This is a genomic window from Phenylobacterium sp. P4_E10 (assembly GCF_056401675.1).
The window spans coordinates 68,546-85,306 of the sequence record NZ_JBFUIW010000010.1; the positions used below are offsets into that span (position 1 = coordinate 68,546).

Below are 16,761 nucleotides of genomic sequence, written 5' to 3' on the forward strand. Positions count from 1 at the left end.
AGCGCGGCGCGAACGCCTCCAGCACCCCGCGCCATTTAGGTTTCGCCGCTGCCTGGCTCGGCCATCTTGCGATGCTGTTCGGCGAGTATCGATTGGGGCGTCACCGCCGCAGCCGCGGCCTGCACCTTGTTCTTCAAGCCGTGGATCACGTCGCCCTCGCCTTTGATCATCGCGTCAAAGCCCGTCTTGGCGACGTCGGCGGGATTATCCTTCTTGGAACGGCCGACCTTGGTGTCCTCCAGCCCGGCGCGCTCGAAGAACTCGGTCTCGGTTGCTCCTGGCATGAGGCAAGTTACGGTCACGCCCGTGTCCTTGAGCTCGTTGCGCAGCGCCCAGGCGAAGCTGTCTACGAAAGCCTTGGTGGCGTTGTAGACCGCCTGGAAGGAGCCCGGCATCAGCCCGGCGATGGAGCCGGTGAACAGAATGCGCCCCCGGTCGCGTTCGCGCATCTCGCGACCGATCCGATAGGCGAGATAGATGGCGCCGGTGATATTGGTGTCGACGACGTGCAAAGCGGCCTCGAAATCCTCATCGAGGAACGCCTTGCCTAGGCCGTGACCGGCGTTGGCCAAGAGTGCGTCCACCGGTCTTTCGCCGATCACCTCACAAAGCTCATCCACCCCCTCGAGGGTGGAGAGATCCACTAGGAGGTGATCGACGGCGGCGCCCATGGCCCCCAAGGCTTGTGCGGCCTCGACGATTTCGGGCCGATCAGCGGCGATCACGAGGTCATATCCGTTCTCGGCGCACAGCTTGGCCAGTTCATAGCCAATCCCCGACGACGCGCCGGTGACCACGGCGAGCGGGCGAAGTTCAGACATCATGCGGCTTCCTTCTGCCAGTCGGGCTTGAGCACGACCTTGGTGACTTCGTTCTGCTGCTCCTTGAACATCTTGTAGCCCTCGGGGGCGTCCTCGAGCGGCAGCCGATGGCTGATCAGCCAGGTGGTGTCGATCCTGCCCTCGCCGATCATCTCCAGGAGCATGGGCATGTATTTCTGGACGTGGGTCTGCCCGATCTTGAGCTGCAGGCCCTTCTCCATCAGCGCTCCGATGGGGAACTTGTCGGCCATCCCGCCGTAGACGCCCGGGACGGAGACCCGCCCGCCCTTACGGCAAGCCATAATAACCTCGCGTAGGGCGTGGGTCCGGTCGGTGCCAAGCTTGGTGCTGGTCTTCACTGCATCAACGATGTTGTCGAAGGAGAAGCCATGGCTCTCCATCCCGACGGCGTCGACGACCGCGTCCGGGCCGATGCCGCCCGTCATCTCGAACAACGCTTCGCGCACCTTCACGTCGTGATAATTGATCACTTCTGCGCCTTTCTGGCGGGCCAGATCGAGGCGATGTGGATGGTGGTCGATTGCGATCACCCGATGAGCGCCGAGTAGGAATGCGCTCTGGACGGCGAACAGGCCCACGGGACCAGCGCCCCAGACCGCCACGGTGTCTCCAGGTTCGATGTCGCAGTTTTCCGCGGCCATCCATCCCGTGGGAAGAATGTCAGAGAGAAATAGAACCTTCTCATCCTCTAGGCCGTCGGGGATGACGATCGGGCCGACGTCGGAATAGGGAACGCGGACGTACTCGGCCTGACCGCCGGCATATCCGCCCGTCAGGTGCGAATAGCCGAAGGCTCCCGTCATCGGATAGCCGTACATGATTTCCGACATGTCGGCCTTCTCGGCGGGGTTGGAGTTGTCGCAGGCGGCGAACTGGCTCTTCTCGCAGAAGAAGCACTTGCCGCAGGCGATAACGAACGGCACGACCACCCGCTGCCCCCTCTGCAGGGTGCTTGAGCGCCCAGCCTCTACGACCTCGCCCATGAACTCATGTCGGAGGATGTCTCCGCGGTGCAGGGTCGGTATGTAGCTGTCGTAGAGATGCAGGTCCGAGCCGCAGATCGCTGTGGAAGTGATCTTGATGATCGCGTCGCGGGGATTGACGATCTTCGGATCGGGAACGCTCTCCATCCGAACGTCGTGCTTGCCGTGCCAGGTCAGTGCGCGCATGCGAAAGTCCTCAACTGGAGACCTAGGAAAAGCTGCCGCGGGGGCCGGCGTCGGGGGCCGCCGAGGTGGAGATTTCGCCGGTCTCAAGCAGCTGCTTCAAACGGCGCAGATCGCGCCTGGCCTGCACCTTCGGTTCTTTCTGGAAGAGCTTGGCGATCAGCTTGCCGAGATCTCCACCGGGGGGATTGTAGACAATGCTCGCCGTCACCTCCGTGCCCCGTCCCGGCGGCGCGTCACGAAACTCGATGCGCCCGGTGTTGCGGATGTCGGCGCCCTCGGCGGACTCCCAGCTCAGGAGCCGCTCGGGCTGCTCCTCCGTCAGGATGCTGTCCCACTCCACAGTCCTGCCGCCGGGCGCTTCGATAACCCAGTGGGAGCGCCGATCGTCGCCTGGCTCGACCCTGACGACGTTTTCCATGAACTGAGCAAGATTGCGGAAGTCGCGCCAGAACGCATAGACCTCGGCGCGCGGCCTATTGATTGTAATAGTCCGGCCGACGAGCGCGGCCTCGTGCCACCCCCGGGCCTCGGCCGCCTCGCCTGCCACGGCGCGCTGGTGAACAGCGGCGGTGAGGGGCGCATCGCTCTCAAGCGCCTTCGAGAGATGATCGTTCGACATCCTCGCTCCTTGACCTTTGGGCTCAGCGCGCCGCGCTCGCCCGACCCTAAAAACGGACTTCCTTGGGAGGGGAAAAACGACCCTCGCCCCGCTGCGTTCCTACGGCGGAGATGCATTTCAGCAGAAAAAACAGCGCCTTGTTGGGTATCCGACACTACTGGCCAGTTTCCCTCCGCGCGGCCCGCGAGCATCGCGAAAGGCCCACGACGAGCGATATTGAGCTGATCTGGTCCAGCTCACGCAGCCTCCTCCAAACGGCCTCCAAGGGAAGCCCGGTTGCGGAACCTGCATGTCGAAGAGCTCTAGGCAGCCACAAGCGCGTGCGTCTCAGCCTTGGCGAGCGTCGGCTTCCGGCTCGTACTTGACGCCTTCGCGCCGAGTGAACGGATCGGGCGCAAACTTCCAGCGTTCCTCTTCGCCGAAATCCCGCAAGATCCGCACGCACGCTTTTTCGCCGTGCGCGGCTGCTGAACGGGCCAGGCCCTCGGCAGCAGCAATGGCTGCGCCCTCGCTGCTGAACGTCAACGGCGCGGTCGAGCCCCGACGTACGCTCCAGGTGTCACCGTCGCCTTGGACGCGAAACTCAACGTTCATCGTTCGGCTCCTTCAAATATCGACCAAAGGATCGGAGACCTATTCCTCGCTCATCCGCGCCTCATTCACAATTGATGCAAATTCGACGATAGATTTTGTGGATACCGTAGCGGTCATCGGCAGTTGCGACGCCAATACCATAAATAGATCTTACGCTATGGCGCACCTAGAAGGCGATGCTGCAAAGGCTTTGCAGCGCAGGTCCGGCGCAATAACATTTGTTACTCCTATCCCGCCCTTTAAATCATCGGCACAGCTGAAACGGAGATCATGCAAGCGGGTTTACTGCCCACATCCGCGAGGGCCTTTGGCTCACCAAGGACGCGGTTGCCGGAGGAACCATGGCAAAGGACGAGGAGAACGGCGCGAGCACCCCCTGACGCAGCGCCTAGGCAAACTTCCACCCCCCAAACAGGAGGAAACCACAACTGAAGGCGCCGCTTCCGCCGCGGCGGAAGGGTCAGCGATCGAGTTGCTGAAGGCCGACCATAGACAAGTGGAACGTCTCTTCGGGGAGTACGAAGCGGCGAACGACCAGCGCAAGGAACAGATCATTCAGGAGGTGTGCAGGGCCCTCGTCATACATACGCTGGTCGAGGAGAAGATCTTCTATCCGGCGTGTCGGCAGGCGGCGTCGGACGAAGAACCATTGGACGAAGCGCAGGTTGAACACGACAGCGCCAAGGTCCTGATCGGCGATCTCCTGCACGGCGACCGCACAGACCGCTTTCGCGACGCGAAGGTCAAGGTGCTCGCCGAGCAGATCAAGCACCACGTCGGGGAGGAAGAAGCTCCGGGAAAGGGCCTCTTCGCCAAGGCGAAGGCGGCCGGAGTCGACACCCTGGAACTTGCCCGACGGGTCCGGGACGAGAAGCAGGCCCTCCAGAACCGTCGACTGTCGCCCTCGGCAAGCGTTTCGATCGGCGGGCCTGAGCGCGTGGGGGCGGGATATCAATCGGAGGAAGACGTGGCGAGACAACAAGGTCCCGACCGGGACGAACGCGGCCGTTTCATGAGCGACGATGACCGCGGCTATCGCCGCAGCCGCTACGACGACGGGCGCAGCTATTCATCGCGCGGACGCGACGACGACGGCCGAGGATGGTACGGCGACTCTGGAGGTCACGCCGAAGCTGCGCGCCGCGGTTGGGCCGAACGCCGGGGCGAGAACCGCAGTTTCGGGCGCTATGACGATGGTGATGACGGCCGGGGCTACCGGTCTGAGGACCGTGACCGCGACGACCGCGGCCGCTTCATGAGCGACGATGATCGCGGCTATAGGAGCCGGGACTACGACGATGATCGGCGCGGCTACAGAACCCAAGATCGCGACCGCGATGACCGCGGCCGGTTCACCAGCGACGACGATGATCGTCGCGGCTATCGCTCCCGCAGCCGCGACGACGACGGCGATCGCGGCCACGGCGGCTGGTTCGGCGATTCTCGCGGACACGCGGAGGCGGCGCGCCGCGGATGGGAAAATCGTCGCTGATCAAATCTCCTGGAACCAATTCGCTGGTTAACTGCGGTCGCCCTCCGGGCGGCCGCTTTCTTTTGAGGATCAAGAGGCCAATCGTTGGCTGACATGCGAATGGTCGCGGGCTAGGCGCTCTATCGGAACGCGCAGCTTTACGACGAGGCCTTCTCGCCGCCATTCCCGACGTAGGTCGGCGCCCATCTGCTTGGCGCTGGCCTGTTGCAGCCGAGAACCGAAGCCCTCGATCCCCTGCTCTTTGCCGAGGTGGGGACCGCCGAGCTCTCGCCAGGTCACCGACATCTGTCCGTCACGCGCGGCGCACTCTACCTGGATACGGCCCTGCTCGCTTGAGAGGGCGCCGTACTTCGCCGCGTTGGTGGCGAACTCGTAGAACAGCAGCGCGAGCGACGTGACGGCTTCGCTTGAGAGGGCCAGGTCGCGGCCCACGATCGAATATCGAGCGGCTTGTCCCACGCCGTACGGAGAGAGGATCGCGGTGATCAATGCATGAAGATGGCCCGCACTCTGCTCGGACGCACCATCCGCGCCGGCCACCGTCATCGCATGTGCTCTGGCCAGCGCCGCGAGCCGCTCGCGGACGTCCGCGACCAGGGCGGCGGCATCGCTCTGCCCTCGGCCGCTCAGCGAGACGATGCCGCCTGCGAGCGTGAAGAGATTGCGGATCCTATGATCCATTTCATTCAACAGCAGTTGCTGGCGCTCAAGCGCCCGCTTACGCTCGGTGATGTCCAGCCCGATGCCGACCCGGGTTCCGTCCGACAGACGGATGTTCGCCCAACTGGTTTCGACCAGGGCGCCCATCCGGGTGACCATAGGGGTGTCAAGCCAACCCTCGGGACATGAAACTGCGCACCTTTTCGCGCAGGGGCTCTGACGGGAAGAACTCGGCCATCAGGTCCACGCCCCGCGCTTCGTCCCCCGTCCAGCCCAGCACCTTCGAGAACGCACTGTTGAGCATCAACTCGCCGCTCTGCGGGTCATAGAGCTTGATCATGACGGGGATACTCTCGACCACAGCCTCGAAGCGCTCGCGCTCGCGGCGCAAAATCTCGGCGGCGGCTAAGCGTTCCAGGCCAAACCCCATCTGCCGGCCGATCGTGACAGCCAGGTCGATTTCATGCTGGGTAAAGGCGTGGGGATCCTCGTAGTAGACCATGAATTTGCCCACCACGCCTCCGGACATCGTCAGGGGAATGAAGGCCAGTCCTCGGATGTTCTCGCCCAGAATGACTGATGTGATCGCCTCTGACTCGCCAGCGTCTTCGATGTTGGAGACCGTCAGCGGCTCCACGTCGCGCTGGCCCGCTGTCCATGGCGAGTGGCCGTCGACCGCGATCCGGTAGCCATCGGACAGACCGCGCCACGCAACGAACCGCATGACGTTGCGCTCGTTGAAACGCAGGATCGCGGCGCGCTGGCAGCCCATGGCTTCAGCTATCGCATCGAGGGAGGCCTCGTAGACATCTCGTTCGCTTTCGGCACGGAATAGTCGGTCAGTAAACCGATAGAGCGCAGCCGGCTCCTGGCCGCTCAGCGTCGTCGAAGTCATTCTCACCCCGCTGCGCCGACTCCGACGCTTCAGCTACTGCGCGGGCGGTCAGGGAAAGGCGACGGCAAGGGTCAACCAGATGCCGCATGGGAACACCTCGACCGCCCGCGCGACGGCAACACGCGAACATGGGGCGCTCCGGCCTGCGCCCGTGCATTCACCCATGTTAAATTGCCTGACGCAGCCCCCCATCCGAAACCGGGCGATAATCGGCGGTTGCGGTCAGCTGCTCGGGGCGGCGCAGCATCGCTGTGCTGGCGCGAAGCTCGATGAGGCCATCGCGCCGCAACTGCTGGAGGGTTCGATTGATATGGACGATCGAAAGCCCCAGCGCGTCGGCGAGCGTCTCCTGAATCAGCGGCAGCGGAAAGCGCAATTGGTCTCCGAGCCCGACGAGCGCCAATCGATCACGGGTCTCAAGCAGGAAGTGCGCCATCCGCTCGTAGGCGGTCTGGCGGCCCAGCCGGACGATCTGAGCCAGCAGCAGGGCCTCCTCGGCCCGCTCCGCAGCCGCAATGGCTAGGGCAAGGCCCGGATAGGTCCGTCGGTCGTTGGCCGCTTCGCGCAACGGACTGGCGTCGATCAGCTCGACGCTCGTCACCGCCACGATCGTGGTCGGCGCCGGCGTTCGCTGGCCACTGCAGAAGCCGACCCCGTCACCGGGAAGGATGAAGTTGAAAATCTGCCGGCGCCCGTCGGGCAACAGCCGCTGGCGGCAGGCCCACCCGGCGACGAGGACACGAGAGCGTTGCGGAACGGCACCCTCCGCAATCAGCTCGGACCCAGCCTCATGGACCTCCGTCTTCAACGGCAGGCCGCGGATGATGCCACAGTCTGCCAGGCTCAGAGAGGCAAAGGCGGAAAGCCGACGAAAGAGGATATCCCTTGGATCGGCTGCGATGCGCGGACGGACCTGCGTGGCGCTCATCGAAATCCCCTAATTTCGCGTACTCGACTCCAAACTTTTCAACGCCGCGACCAACGCCGCCGCGGTCACAGGCTTCTCAACTCGCGGGGCCGCGGTCAACTCAGGCGGAATGACCGCGGCGTCATAACCCGTGGCGAAAATGAAAGGGACAGAGCGGCGCTTCAGTTCCACCGCCACGGGGAAGATCATCTGACCGGCGAGATTGACGTCCAGCAACACCAAATCGATCCCGTCGCCATCGATCATGTCCAAGCCCTCGCTGACCCGACCGACTGGCCCGGCCACATCGCCGCCCAGTTCGCGGACGAGCGCGCACATGTCTTGAGCGATCAGGTACTGGTCCTCGATGACCAACACGCGTCGTCCGCTAAGAGCCCCGCTCACGCCACCTCCCCTTCGTCCTCGCTCGGCTCTTCGAGTTCGTCGATCGCCAGCTCGATCGTGCACCTAACGCCGCCGGGCGCGAATTCCAGGGAGGTCGCCGCATCGAGTTCGTAGGGCAGGCCCCGTTCGATGAGCTCGCGACCGAAGCCATGACGACGTGGGTTGGCGTCCATCACCGGAACCCCCGTTTCAATCCAGCTGAGCGAAAGCCGCGGCTCAGCGCCGGCGATGAAGACTTGCCAGGCGACCGACACGTGACCGCCGGTTCGCGATAGTGCTCCATATTTTACGGCGTTGGTGGCCAGTTCGTGCAGCGCCAGGGAAACGATCTCCGCCTGCCGGTCGCGGAGGGTGACCGGTGGTCCGTCGATGCTGACCTGATCGCCTTCCTGAGCAGCGTGGGAGAGCATCTCGTCCCTCACCAGTTCATCGAGGCTTACCAGGCCCGAGGCGCTGCGGACGAGCACGCTCTGGGTGCGGGCCAGCGCCCGCAGCCGGCCGTCGAAATGGGCCCGGAACTCTTCGAGATCGGCCGACTTCTCCAGCGTCCGTTGGGAGACCGAACGCACCACGGCCAAGATGTTCTTCACCCGGTGTTGCAACTCGGCCGTCAGCAGTTTCTGGCGCTCGACTTGCTCGCGTTCCTGCGTCCGGTCGTGAAGGATCTTGACGAAGCCTTGATTGCGATCTCGCAGCGGCATCAGAATGCCCGAGCCCCAGAACCGCGAACCGTCGCTCTTCTGGTGCCACCGATCGTCGCCGGCGCGCCCATCCCGCAGAGCGGTCTTGATTTCGGCGGCGGCGGCCCCCGCCATGCGATCTTCCGGCGTGAACAACAGGTCGAGCTTCTGGCCGACGATTTCGCTGCTGCGCCAGCCGAAGATATTCTCCGCGCCTGGGTTCCAGCCATTGATGGTCCGCTCGGCGTCCATCGAAACGATCGCGTAGTCCCTGGCGCTCTCGACGATCAGACGATAGCGCTCCTCGCTCTCGTGCAGATCGGACCGCGCCCGAACGATCTCACTGACGTCTGCGAAGGTGATCACCACCCCGGCGATGAAGTTGTCCACGCTGCGATAGGGAAGAACGCGAACGAGGTAATGAGCCGCCCCGCTGGCGTCGACCACCTCGCGCTCGATAGTCCCGAGCGTTCGGATCACTCGCTGAGCGTCTTCCTCCAGCTGCGGATAGAGGACCCGTGAGGCGATGTGACTGATCGGCCGCTCATGGTCTGTCTCGACCAGGTGGAAGACCTCGGCGATGCTGGGCGTGAAGGTCTTAATGCGCAGATCATTGTCGAGGAAGACCGTCGCGATCTGCGTGCTTTCAAGCAGGTTCTTCATGTCGGAGTTGGCCTTCGCCAACTCGTTAACCCGGTGCGCCAGTTCGCCATTGACGGTTTGCAGCTCCTCATTGACCGACTGCAGCTCTTCCTTGGAGGTTTCCAGTTCCTCGTTGGCCGACTGCAGTTCCTCGTTGATCGACTGATATTCCTCGTTGGAGGATTTGAGCTCCTCGTTCGTGCTCTCGAGCTCTTCGATCGTCGCCTGCAGCCGCTCCTTGGTGAGCCGCAACTCCGCTTCCAGACGCAGGACATGTTCATCGCGAAGCGCCGCCGCCGAGGGCGCTTCCTCGCCCTGCCCCGGCGCGGCGGCGCCGCCGTCTCGGAACAGAACTATGAAATTGGGGCCGGCCTCGCCGAGTTGAAGCGGCTCGACCACAAGGTCCACTAGGTGTGGTTCGCCGTCGCTCTCGATGCGGAGCCTGTCCAGCTTCACCACGGCCTTGTCGTTCGCCGCAGTGTGAAGGGCGGAACGGAGGTCGATCCGCAGATCTCGATGCACGAGATTGAGTAAGTTGAGGTTCGCCGCGCCCGCTGCAGGCTCCAGATAACGGCCTGTGCGCCCCGAGAACTGCAGCACCTCATACTGATCGTCCAGAAGGACGTAGGCCGGTGCGTAGCGCTCCACGATCCGCTCGGCCTGTTTGGCCAGGCTGTTGTCGGCCCGCACCCGGCGTTCGCTGGGAGCGCTCGGCGCCATGCGACCGCGCGCGCCCGCCGCCAGAGGAAACTGCGGCAGCACCCTTGCATGGCTCTCGAGACGCCGGAAGATCCGGTGGCGCCGATCCAGAGGTGCAAAGAGCTTCGCATGCCGCGTTACGGTTTCGGACGGCCCGAGGAACAGGAAGCCTCCTGGCCTGAGCGCAAAGTGGAACAGCGGGATGACCCGGTCCTGCAGCTCGGCCGTCAGATAGATCAGCAGGTTGCGGCAAGACACCAGGTCGGTGCGGGAGAACGGCGCATCTCGGATCACGTTATGCTGGGAGAAGATGCACATCTCCCGCAGTTCCTTGACCACGCTGTAGGTCGCCCCCTCCTTGATGAACCAACGGCTCAGCCTTTCGGGCGATACGTCCTTTGCGATGCTTTCGGGATAGCGCCCAGCCCGGGCCAGGTTCAGAGCTCGGCCGTCGATGTCCGTGGCGAAGATCTGCACAGGGGGGACGATATCGAGGCCAGCCATGTGTTCGCGCAGCAGGATGGCGATCGAATAAGCTTCCTCTCCCGTCGCGCAGCCAAGCACCCAGACCCGAACCTGGTCGCTTGCGCCCTTGCCGGCGAACAGCTTCGGGACGACGTCCGTCTCCAGCAGCGAGAATTCCGGAAGATCGCGGAAGAACTGGGTCACCCCGATCAACAGATCCTGGAACAGGCGCCCCACCTCCTCAGGCTCTGCGCGGAGGAAGTCGACGTAGGCCTCAAGGTGATCGATCTGCCGCACCTGCATGCGGCGCTGAACCCGGCGAATGAAGGTGTTCTGCTTATATCCGTGGAAATCATGCCCCGTCGCGTTGCGCAGCACCGCTGCAATGCGGTTCAAACTGGTCCGCGTCCCGGCCTCGACCGCTTCGGCCTGTTCTGCAATCGAAGGCGTGACGGCGAGATGCTTGACGTGGACGTTGATCTGCTCAGCGATCTTCTCGACCGGCAGCACGAAATCGGCCACCCCGGCCGGGTCGAGCGCGGGGGGCGAACTGCCCTGAGGATCGTACTCGGCGATCGCCAGGCCGCCGTTTTCCTTCAGTGAAGCAATACCGGCCAAGCCGTCGGCGTTGAGATGGCTAAGCACGACGCCGATCGACCGATGACGATAGGCCTCGGCCAATGATGTCAGCAGGCTGTCGATCGACGCACGGTGCTCGGGCGCCTCCGGTGCGGGCGTGACCCTGACATGCCCGTCCTCGAACCGGGTCAGGGCGCCATGCGGCGTGACATAGATATTTCCGGCCTGCGGGATCAGCTGATCGCCGACGATCTGTGCGGGCAGGCCGCTCAGCCGAGCAAGTTCGTCGGCGACTTCCTCGGCGTTCACACCGTTCACCTGACGAAGTACGACTACGTAGCTGGCGGGGTTGGACTTTCCGATCACTTTGAACAGCTGGTTCAGCGACGCCAAGCTCGCGCCCGAAGCGGCGACAGCGACCATGACGGGCGGCTCGCCCGGAGTCTTCTGCTTCGACTTGGCTCGCATCGCCACGGGCATACCTTTTGTCTCTGCCGCCGCAGAATGACGACGCCTAGATTCCCGTCGCCCAATCGGTTTCATCATAGGCCGGTTCGACGGCTTCAACACGCCTGATATCGGCCAGCGCTGACCTCAGGGTCTGGGCGTTGCGGCGATAATCTTCCTTGCGGCTTGAGTAGAATTGCAAGGTCGCGCCCTTGCCGGCCGCCGCCACCTCCTTGGCCAGACGGCTGACCAGTTCCTCGCGCTCCTCCAGAATCCGCAGCGCCAGAAGCAACGCCTCCTCGATATCGGGAGACAGGCCCCCTCCCCCTTTGCGGCGTGGCCTTGAGCCGCCGGGCCCCCGGGCGGCGTCAACAGCCAGTTGAAGGCCCAGCGGGGCCGGACGACCGAGTGCGGGCGGCTCCTGCACGAGGCGAGCGACACAGCCCGCCAAGCCCTCAGCGCCAACGACGAAATCGGCGCCCGCCGTCGCCAGCGCCGCACGCGGCATGTCCGGCGCTTCGGCCTCAGCGGGATCCTGCACGACGCCGACGCCGCCCAATTCCCGGATCGCGGCCAGTCCGGAGGCCCCGTCGTTCAGGAGGCCGCTCAGCAGCACGCCGATCACCCGCGGGCCGAAAGCAAGTGCAGCCGAGCGGAACAGGGCGTTGATAGATGGACGGGCCATGACTTCCTTCGGCCCGTGGCCGAAGACGACATGGTGGCTGGAGAGCAGAAGGTGCTTTCCGGCCGGGCCAATCAGCACCCGTCCGGGCGAAATGGCGTCGTACTCGTGCGCATAGGTCACCGGCAGCGCCGAGCCCTTGGTGAGCAGTTGCCCCAGATAGTGTGGGCCTGTCTGCGGCCGGTGAACGACGATGAAAACGCTCGCCGCCAGGTCGGCCGAGAGGCCGCCGAGCAGGGTCCGCAGCGGCTTAAGGGATCCTGCCGACCCGCCGATCACGATGATGTCGCGTCTATCCAACAGCATATTCGCCGGTTGAAACAAGCTGAGTTCAGGAGACTCCGCCTTCCACCTCGCGGTTCCATAAGTTGATCGCCTGGCCGCAACTTTGTGCTCGGGCGATCGAAAACCATCAAAGGTGAATGCGCTCGCTTGGCCATTGGGCCTTGCTGTAACGATGATGGAAGTCTCCGGGTCGCAGAACGTCTCAGAACTGGCCGTAGTGCGGATCGCTGATGGCTGGAGTCTGATGAGCCATGGACGGCGATGGGGGACGTTCCGCTATCGGGTCGATGCCGAGGAGGCTGGGCTGCGGCTGCTCAAGATCGGCGCGCTCAGCGGACATCCCATCCTGCTTCTGGTCCAAAATTCGGTCGGGGAGCTGCGTCCGCTCGATGATATCTGACCTTATACTGCCCAGGAACTACACCGTCCTCGTCATAGGTCTGGATGGAGAGGTGGAGGGCGAACTCAATCTCGACTGCGACAGCGATCAAGAGGCGGCCAATCTCGCATTTGGCGCAGCGAGCCTCTTTGGCCACGAGCTCGTCGCCGCAGACGGCCGCTTCCTTGGCTGGTTCGACGCGATCGGCGCGATGCGGTTAACGCCGTAGTCAGCGCGCGCTGCCGGAGCAGTATTCGTCAGGCTTGGTGAATTCAGATCAGGTGCTCCAGAAAGGTGCAGAATGACCAATCCAAGAGCGACCCACACAAATGCGGCGGACTCGGCCCCCGGCGTGGATGACGGCCGTACGGGCCATGCGCCGGCGCCGCCCATCAACTCCAGGCCCGCCGGGCGCATAATCGTCTTCTGGCTAGTTATCGCCGCCTTGGCGATTCTGGTGATTGCGTTGATTTCGAACTGACGCACGGCGACGACGCCAACGCGAGCACAAGGAGGCGGCGACCGCCAGTACGTGGTGATGACGGCGGCGCCCCACGACATGACCCCCAGTCGGAGACGGGGTGATCGCCTAGGCGCCGCTGACCTATACTAGGCTCCCCCGGGCATTCTGCGCGCCCAACGGGCATGCTGCGATCGCTGGCGCCTGCGGAGAACACCACCGCAACACATCTGCGGCCTGGGCCGTTACCTCGCGATGCAGCTGCGAGCGCTTAAGTCACGGCCCGCTGGGGCATCCCTAGGTCGCATTTGCGCCGGCCGGCGACCTTGAGGATCGCCACCTACAATGTGAACGGCGTCACGGCGCGCCTTCCCCATCTCCTCGAATGGCTGGCCGAAACCAAGCCGGACGTTGTCTGCCTGCAGGAATTGAAGGCGCCCGATGAGAACTTTCCGGCTAAAGCCCTGGAAAAGGCGGGCTACGGCGCGCTTTGGCACGGCCAGAAGTCCTGGAACGGCGTGGCGGTGCTCGTCAGGGGCGCCATGCCGGTCGAAACCCGGCGCGGACTGCCCGGCGATCTGCAGGATGCGCAAAGCCGCTATTTGGAGGCCGCTGTGGAAGGCCTCGTCGTCGCCTCCCTCTACGCCCCCAACGGAAATCCGGTTGGGAGCGCCAAATTCGATTTCAAGCTCGGCTGGTTTCAGCGCTTTGCCGCCAGGGCCGATGCGCTACTGGGCTCGGGCGCGCCGGCGATCCTGGCAGGAGACTTCAACATCATTCCTACCGATCTTGATGTTTATGCTCCGGCTCGTTGGCGAGATGACGCACTCTTCCAGCCGATGCTAAAGGACTCCTATGTCCAGCTCCTCGGCCGCGGCTGGACCGACGCCTTGCGGCGCCAGTTCCCGCGCCAGCGCGTCTATACTTTCTGGAAATATCTGCGAAACGCCTATGCGCGGGACGCCGGGCTGAGGATCGATCATATCCTCCTGAGCCCGGCCGCCGCCGCGCGCATGACGAGGGCTGGGGTGGACCGCGAGCATCGCGGAAGGCCGAAGGCCAGCGACCATGCGTCGGTCTGGGTAGAGCTCACGCCAGCGCCCCCGGAACTAATCGGCGGCGCGCGAAGGGACTGAGCAATATAGAGCGTTCGGGCTGTTCGCCAGATCCGGCCCCAGCGACACCCGCCTCAACACGCCGCCGCTTGAATATCAAATGATAAACTTAGCAATGATTATTGAATAAATATTGCGCCAACCCGGAACGAATATATTGGGCCGCCGATTTATGGGCGTCCAATAAACCAAAGGAGACTCGGACATGCTTCGTAACTTTCTCCTTGTCGGAAGCGTTGCCGCGTTGGTGGCCGGCGGCGTCGCCATCGCGCAAACCGCCCCCCAGATGGACCAGACCGCGCCACCGGATGTGGTCGCTCCAGCCGCACCGCCGCCATCGACGATGGCCCCATCATCGCCCGACCGTTCAACCGCGCAGACGCCTAACGCGGGTGCGTACGGCGCCGACACGGCTCAAACCTCGGGGGCGGTGAACGATCAAGCCACACAGATGGCGGGCGAGCGGGGCTAAACCCGCCTGCCGGGCGGCCGCCGTGCGCTTCCCAGCTACGCGCCTTCGCTACGGGTGCGGGCTCCTTGCGGCGGTGGGTCTGGCTGCCTGCGCCGGCCAGGTCGACCAGCTTCGAACCGACCTGGCCGCGCAGGTGCTCCGACATAGCCTGTCCGCCTCGCCGCAGGATCCGTTGACCGCATTCTATCGGGAACACCCCGAGCCGCTTTGGGTGCGCCATGGCAAACTCCGTCCAGAGGCGCAAGCCGTCCTCACCCTTTCCGGAAATGACGAGCGGCTAGCCGCAAGCATCCAACGCGCCGTCGGCGGTTCACCTGCAGCATTGGCGAATGCGGAACTGGCGCTTTCTGAAGCCCTCGTGCGCGCAGCACTGGCGGCGCGCAATTCGACAGTTCGCGTAGAGTTCGCCGATCGCGAACTGGCGCCGCCTCGCAATGGACTGGATGTCCTTCGCGCGGCCGCGCGAGCACCCTCGTTAGCCGAACATCTCGAGGGACTGATCCACGGCAACCCCCTCTACGCCGAGCTTGTCGCCGCCCGCGCGGCTTTGGCCCTATCGCCCGCTGAAGATGCGAAGGTTGAGGCCAATCTCGAACGGTTGCGGGCGCTTCCCAGCGATTTGGGCGAACGGTTCGTCCTCGTCGACGTGCCGGCCGCTCGACTATGGCTTTATGAGCGGAACAAACCGGTCGCCTCTATGCGCATCGTCGCGGGCGCGCGCGAGGATCCGACGCCCTTGATGGCCGCGCAGTTGCGCTACGCCGTTCTCAATCCCTATTGGAACATCCCGCCCGATCTCGTGAGCCGGCGTGTCGCCCCGCGCGTATTGCGCGCCGGGCCTCGCACGCTCTTGGACCAAAACATGGAAGTGCTCCAGGATTGGACGCCCGCCGCGGCCGAGATTCGCGCCGAAACTGTCGACTGGGCCACCGTCGCGCAAGGCGCGGTGCTCCGTGTTCGCCAGCGTCCTGGCCCCGCCAATACGCTGGGCCGTGTCAAGTTCGCGATGCCGAACGCTCTTGGGGTCTATCTGCACGATACCCCCGAACGTGGGCGGCTCTCCGCCCTCCCCGCTTACCGAAGCGCCGGCTGCGTGAGACTGGCTCAATCGGACAAGTTGGGACGTTGGTTGTTCGGAGCATCATGGTCGACCGAGAGGCCGCCCGAGACGCGCCTAACCCTCCGAAAGCCTGTACCGGTGTACATCGTCTATCGGACCGCGCGCGTCGAGAACGGTGCGATCCGTTTTCTACCCGATCCCTACGGATTGGACACCCGCCCGCTTCATCAGACTCCCGCTCCGCCGCGCCCTGCTTCAAAGCCCGGCTCGGTCCAAACAAAACCCACCGCCGGGCAAGGTTGGCCCATGACTCATAGCTGGTCGATCGCGACTTGAAAGAGTTGGAGGTCGCGTGCTGGGCGAGCTTGCGGGCCCCAGCGTCGTGCCCCCGTCGCCGCCGCGCAGCGCACCGTCGGCCCCAGGCTTTCACTTATCCACGCGCTCGAACGCGCTCGGCTGGCGGAGCAGAATTTCCTGTCCGCGCAAGCCACGCCTTAGGAACCTAAGCCCCTGTGATCGCTTGAGATGTCTCCAACTTAGGAGCCGCGGGCATGAACAGCATAATCTACTTGGTCGGACTCGTCGTTGTCGTGCTGGCCGTCCTCTCCTTCCTGGGTTTGACCTAGGCATTTTCATGGAGCAACGACATGTCGAGCACCTACCCCGAAGGGGGCGCTAGCGGCGTCTCCTCCTCCACCACGGGCCGCGACATCGCCCGCAATGAAGTCGCCAAGGCGCGGGAAAAGATCGGTGAAGCGAGCGAGGCTGTTCGCGGAGAAGCCGCCCACTTCGCTGAGCGTGCGCGCGAACAAGTCATCGGTCAGGTCGAGGAGAAGAAGTCGGCGGTGAGCGACGCCCTGGCCGTCTTTGCCGATGCGATCCGCACGGCGCGTGACGATCTGGGCGCGCAGGAACAGACCTTCGCCGCACAACTGGCCGGTCAGGCCGCCGACGGCTTACAGGCCTTCTCGCGCACCATCTCCGGGAAGACACCCGAAGCAATGCTGCAGGCCGCTCGCGATCTTGGACGAAACAATCCGACCGCATTTCTAGCTGGCGCAGTTCTAGCGGGGGTGGCCATCGGGCGCTTTGCGCGCAGCTCTGCTCAACACGAGAAAGGCCCAGAACCGGCGGCGTTTCAGGACGAAGCCACCACGGCCATGAGCGCTGGCGAAGACTCCTCGCCTGACCAACTCGGACCCGAGGCTTGAGC

At 64.0% G+C, this 16,761-nt stretch carries 17 protein-coding genes; 7 read left to right on the forward strand and 10 right to left on the reverse strand.

Going from position 1 to position 16,761, the window contains the following annotated elements; genetic code table 11:
- Positions 1-35: 35 nt before the first annotated feature.
- The 4 genes from AC1DQJ_RS13135 to AC1DQJ_RS13150 all read right to left on the reverse strand — a co-directional run bounded on the left by AC1DQJ_RS13135 (position 36) and on the right by AC1DQJ_RS13150 (position 3,224).
- Positions 36-797 carry an SDR family NAD(P)-dependent oxidoreductase gene (locus tag AC1DQJ_RS13135; protein ID WP_477603947.1) on the reverse strand — a complete coding sequence of 254 codons (762 nt, stop codon included), beginning with the start codon at positions 795-797 and terminating at the stop codon, positions 36-38.
- 23 nt (positions 798-820) lie between these two features.
- On the reverse strand, positions 821-2,011 hold the full coding sequence (locus AC1DQJ_RS13140; protein WP_477603949.1) for a zinc-dependent alcohol dehydrogenase: 1,191 nt from the start codon (positions 2,009-2,011) through the stop codon (positions 821-823).
- Between the two features lie 22 nt (positions 2,012-2,033).
- Entirely contained in the window at positions 2,034-2,630 is a 597-nt protein-coding gene (locus AC1DQJ_RS13145; protein ID WP_477603951.1) for an SRPBCC family protein, read from the reverse strand.
- 327 nt (positions 2,631-2,957) lie between these two features.
- Entirely contained in the window at positions 2,958-3,224 is a 267-nt protein-coding gene (locus AC1DQJ_RS13150) for a hypothetical protein (RefSeq protein ID WP_477603953.1), read from the reverse strand.
- A 472-nt stretch (positions 3,225-3,696) separates the two neighbouring features.
- Here AC1DQJ_RS13150 and AC1DQJ_RS13155 point away from each other — a divergent pair, with 472 nt between their 5' ends.
- Positions 3,697-4,716 (forward strand): hemerythrin domain-containing protein, encoded by a 1,020-nt coding sequence (locus tag AC1DQJ_RS13155; protein ID WP_477603955.1) that lies wholly within the window; start codon positions 3,697-3,699, stop codon positions 4,714-4,716.
- A 69-nt stretch (positions 4,717-4,785) separates the two neighbouring features.
- Here the strand turns inward: AC1DQJ_RS13155 and AC1DQJ_RS13160 are convergent, their stop codons facing one another.
- The 6 genes from AC1DQJ_RS13160 to AC1DQJ_RS13185 all read right to left on the reverse strand — a co-directional run bounded on the left by AC1DQJ_RS13160 (position 4,786) and on the right by AC1DQJ_RS13185 (position 12,077).
- Positions 4,786-5,535 carry an HWE histidine kinase domain-containing protein gene (locus AC1DQJ_RS13160; protein ID WP_477603957.1) on the reverse strand — a complete coding sequence of 250 codons (750 nt, stop codon included), beginning with the start codon at positions 5,533-5,535 and terminating at the stop codon, positions 4,786-4,788.
- Between the two features lie 7 nt (positions 5,536-5,542).
- Positions 5,543-6,271, reverse strand: a complete 729-nt coding sequence (locus AC1DQJ_RS13165) for a GAF domain-containing protein (RefSeq protein ID WP_477603959.1) — start codon at positions 6,269-6,271, stop codon at positions 5,543-5,545.
- A 166-nt stretch (positions 6,272-6,437) separates the two neighbouring features.
- On the reverse strand, positions 6,438-7,199 hold the full coding sequence (locus tag AC1DQJ_RS13170; RefSeq protein ID WP_477603961.1) for a Crp/Fnr family transcriptional regulator: 762 nt from the start codon (positions 7,197-7,199) through the stop codon (positions 6,438-6,440).
- A 9-nt stretch (positions 7,200-7,208) separates the two neighbouring features.
- Positions 7,209-7,583 carry a response regulator gene (locus tag AC1DQJ_RS13175; RefSeq protein ID WP_477603963.1) on the reverse strand — a complete coding sequence of 125 codons (375 nt, stop codon included), beginning with the start codon at positions 7,581-7,583 and terminating at the stop codon, positions 7,209-7,211.
- Entirely contained in the window at positions 7,580-11,128 is a 3,549-nt protein-coding gene (locus tag AC1DQJ_RS13180) for a CheR family methyltransferase (protein WP_477603965.1), read from the reverse strand. The genes AC1DQJ_RS13175 and AC1DQJ_RS13180 overlap by 4 nt, the downstream gene beginning before the upstream one ends.
- 34 nt (positions 11,129-11,162) lie before the next feature.
- Entirely contained in the window at positions 11,163-12,077 is a 915-nt protein-coding gene (locus tag AC1DQJ_RS13185; protein WP_477603967.1) for a chemotaxis protein CheB, read from the reverse strand.
- A gap of 157 nt (positions 12,078-12,234) precedes the next feature.
- On the opposite strand from AC1DQJ_RS13185, the gene AC1DQJ_RS13190 reads away from it, so the two are divergent.
- The 6 genes from AC1DQJ_RS13190 to AC1DQJ_RS13215 all read left to right on the forward strand — a co-directional run bounded on the left by AC1DQJ_RS13190 (position 12,235) and on the right by AC1DQJ_RS13215 (position 16,759).
- Positions 12,235-12,462, forward strand: a complete 228-nt coding sequence (locus AC1DQJ_RS13190) for a hypothetical protein (RefSeq protein ID WP_477603969.1) — start codon at positions 12,235-12,237, stop codon at positions 12,460-12,462.
- A gap of 52 nt (positions 12,463-12,514) precedes the next feature.
- Complete coding sequence (locus AC1DQJ_RS13195) at positions 12,515-12,670, forward strand: hypothetical protein (protein WP_477603971.1); 156 nt, start codon at positions 12,515-12,517, stop codon at positions 12,668-12,670.
- A gap of 557 nt (positions 12,671-13,227) precedes the next feature.
- Complete coding sequence (gene xth / locus AC1DQJ_RS13200; protein ID WP_477603973.1) at positions 13,228-14,037, forward strand: exodeoxyribonuclease III; 810 nt, start codon at positions 13,228-13,230, stop codon at positions 14,035-14,037.
- A gap of 184 nt (positions 14,038-14,221) precedes the next feature.
- Positions 14,222-14,488, forward strand: coding sequence for a hypothetical protein (locus AC1DQJ_RS13205; protein WP_477603975.1), 267 nt, complete (start codon positions 14,222-14,224; stop codon positions 14,486-14,488).
- A gap of 73 nt (positions 14,489-14,561) precedes the next feature.
- Positions 14,562-15,884, forward strand: a complete 1,323-nt coding sequence (locus AC1DQJ_RS13210) for a L,D-transpeptidase family protein (RefSeq protein ID WP_477603977.1) — start codon at positions 14,562-14,564, stop codon at positions 15,882-15,884.
- 311 nt (positions 15,885-16,195) lie between these two features.
- Positions 16,196-16,759 (forward strand): hypothetical protein, encoded by a 564-nt coding sequence (locus AC1DQJ_RS13215; RefSeq protein ID WP_477603979.1) that lies wholly within the window; start codon positions 16,196-16,198, stop codon positions 16,757-16,759.
- Positions 16,760-16,761: the final 2 nt, after the last annotated feature.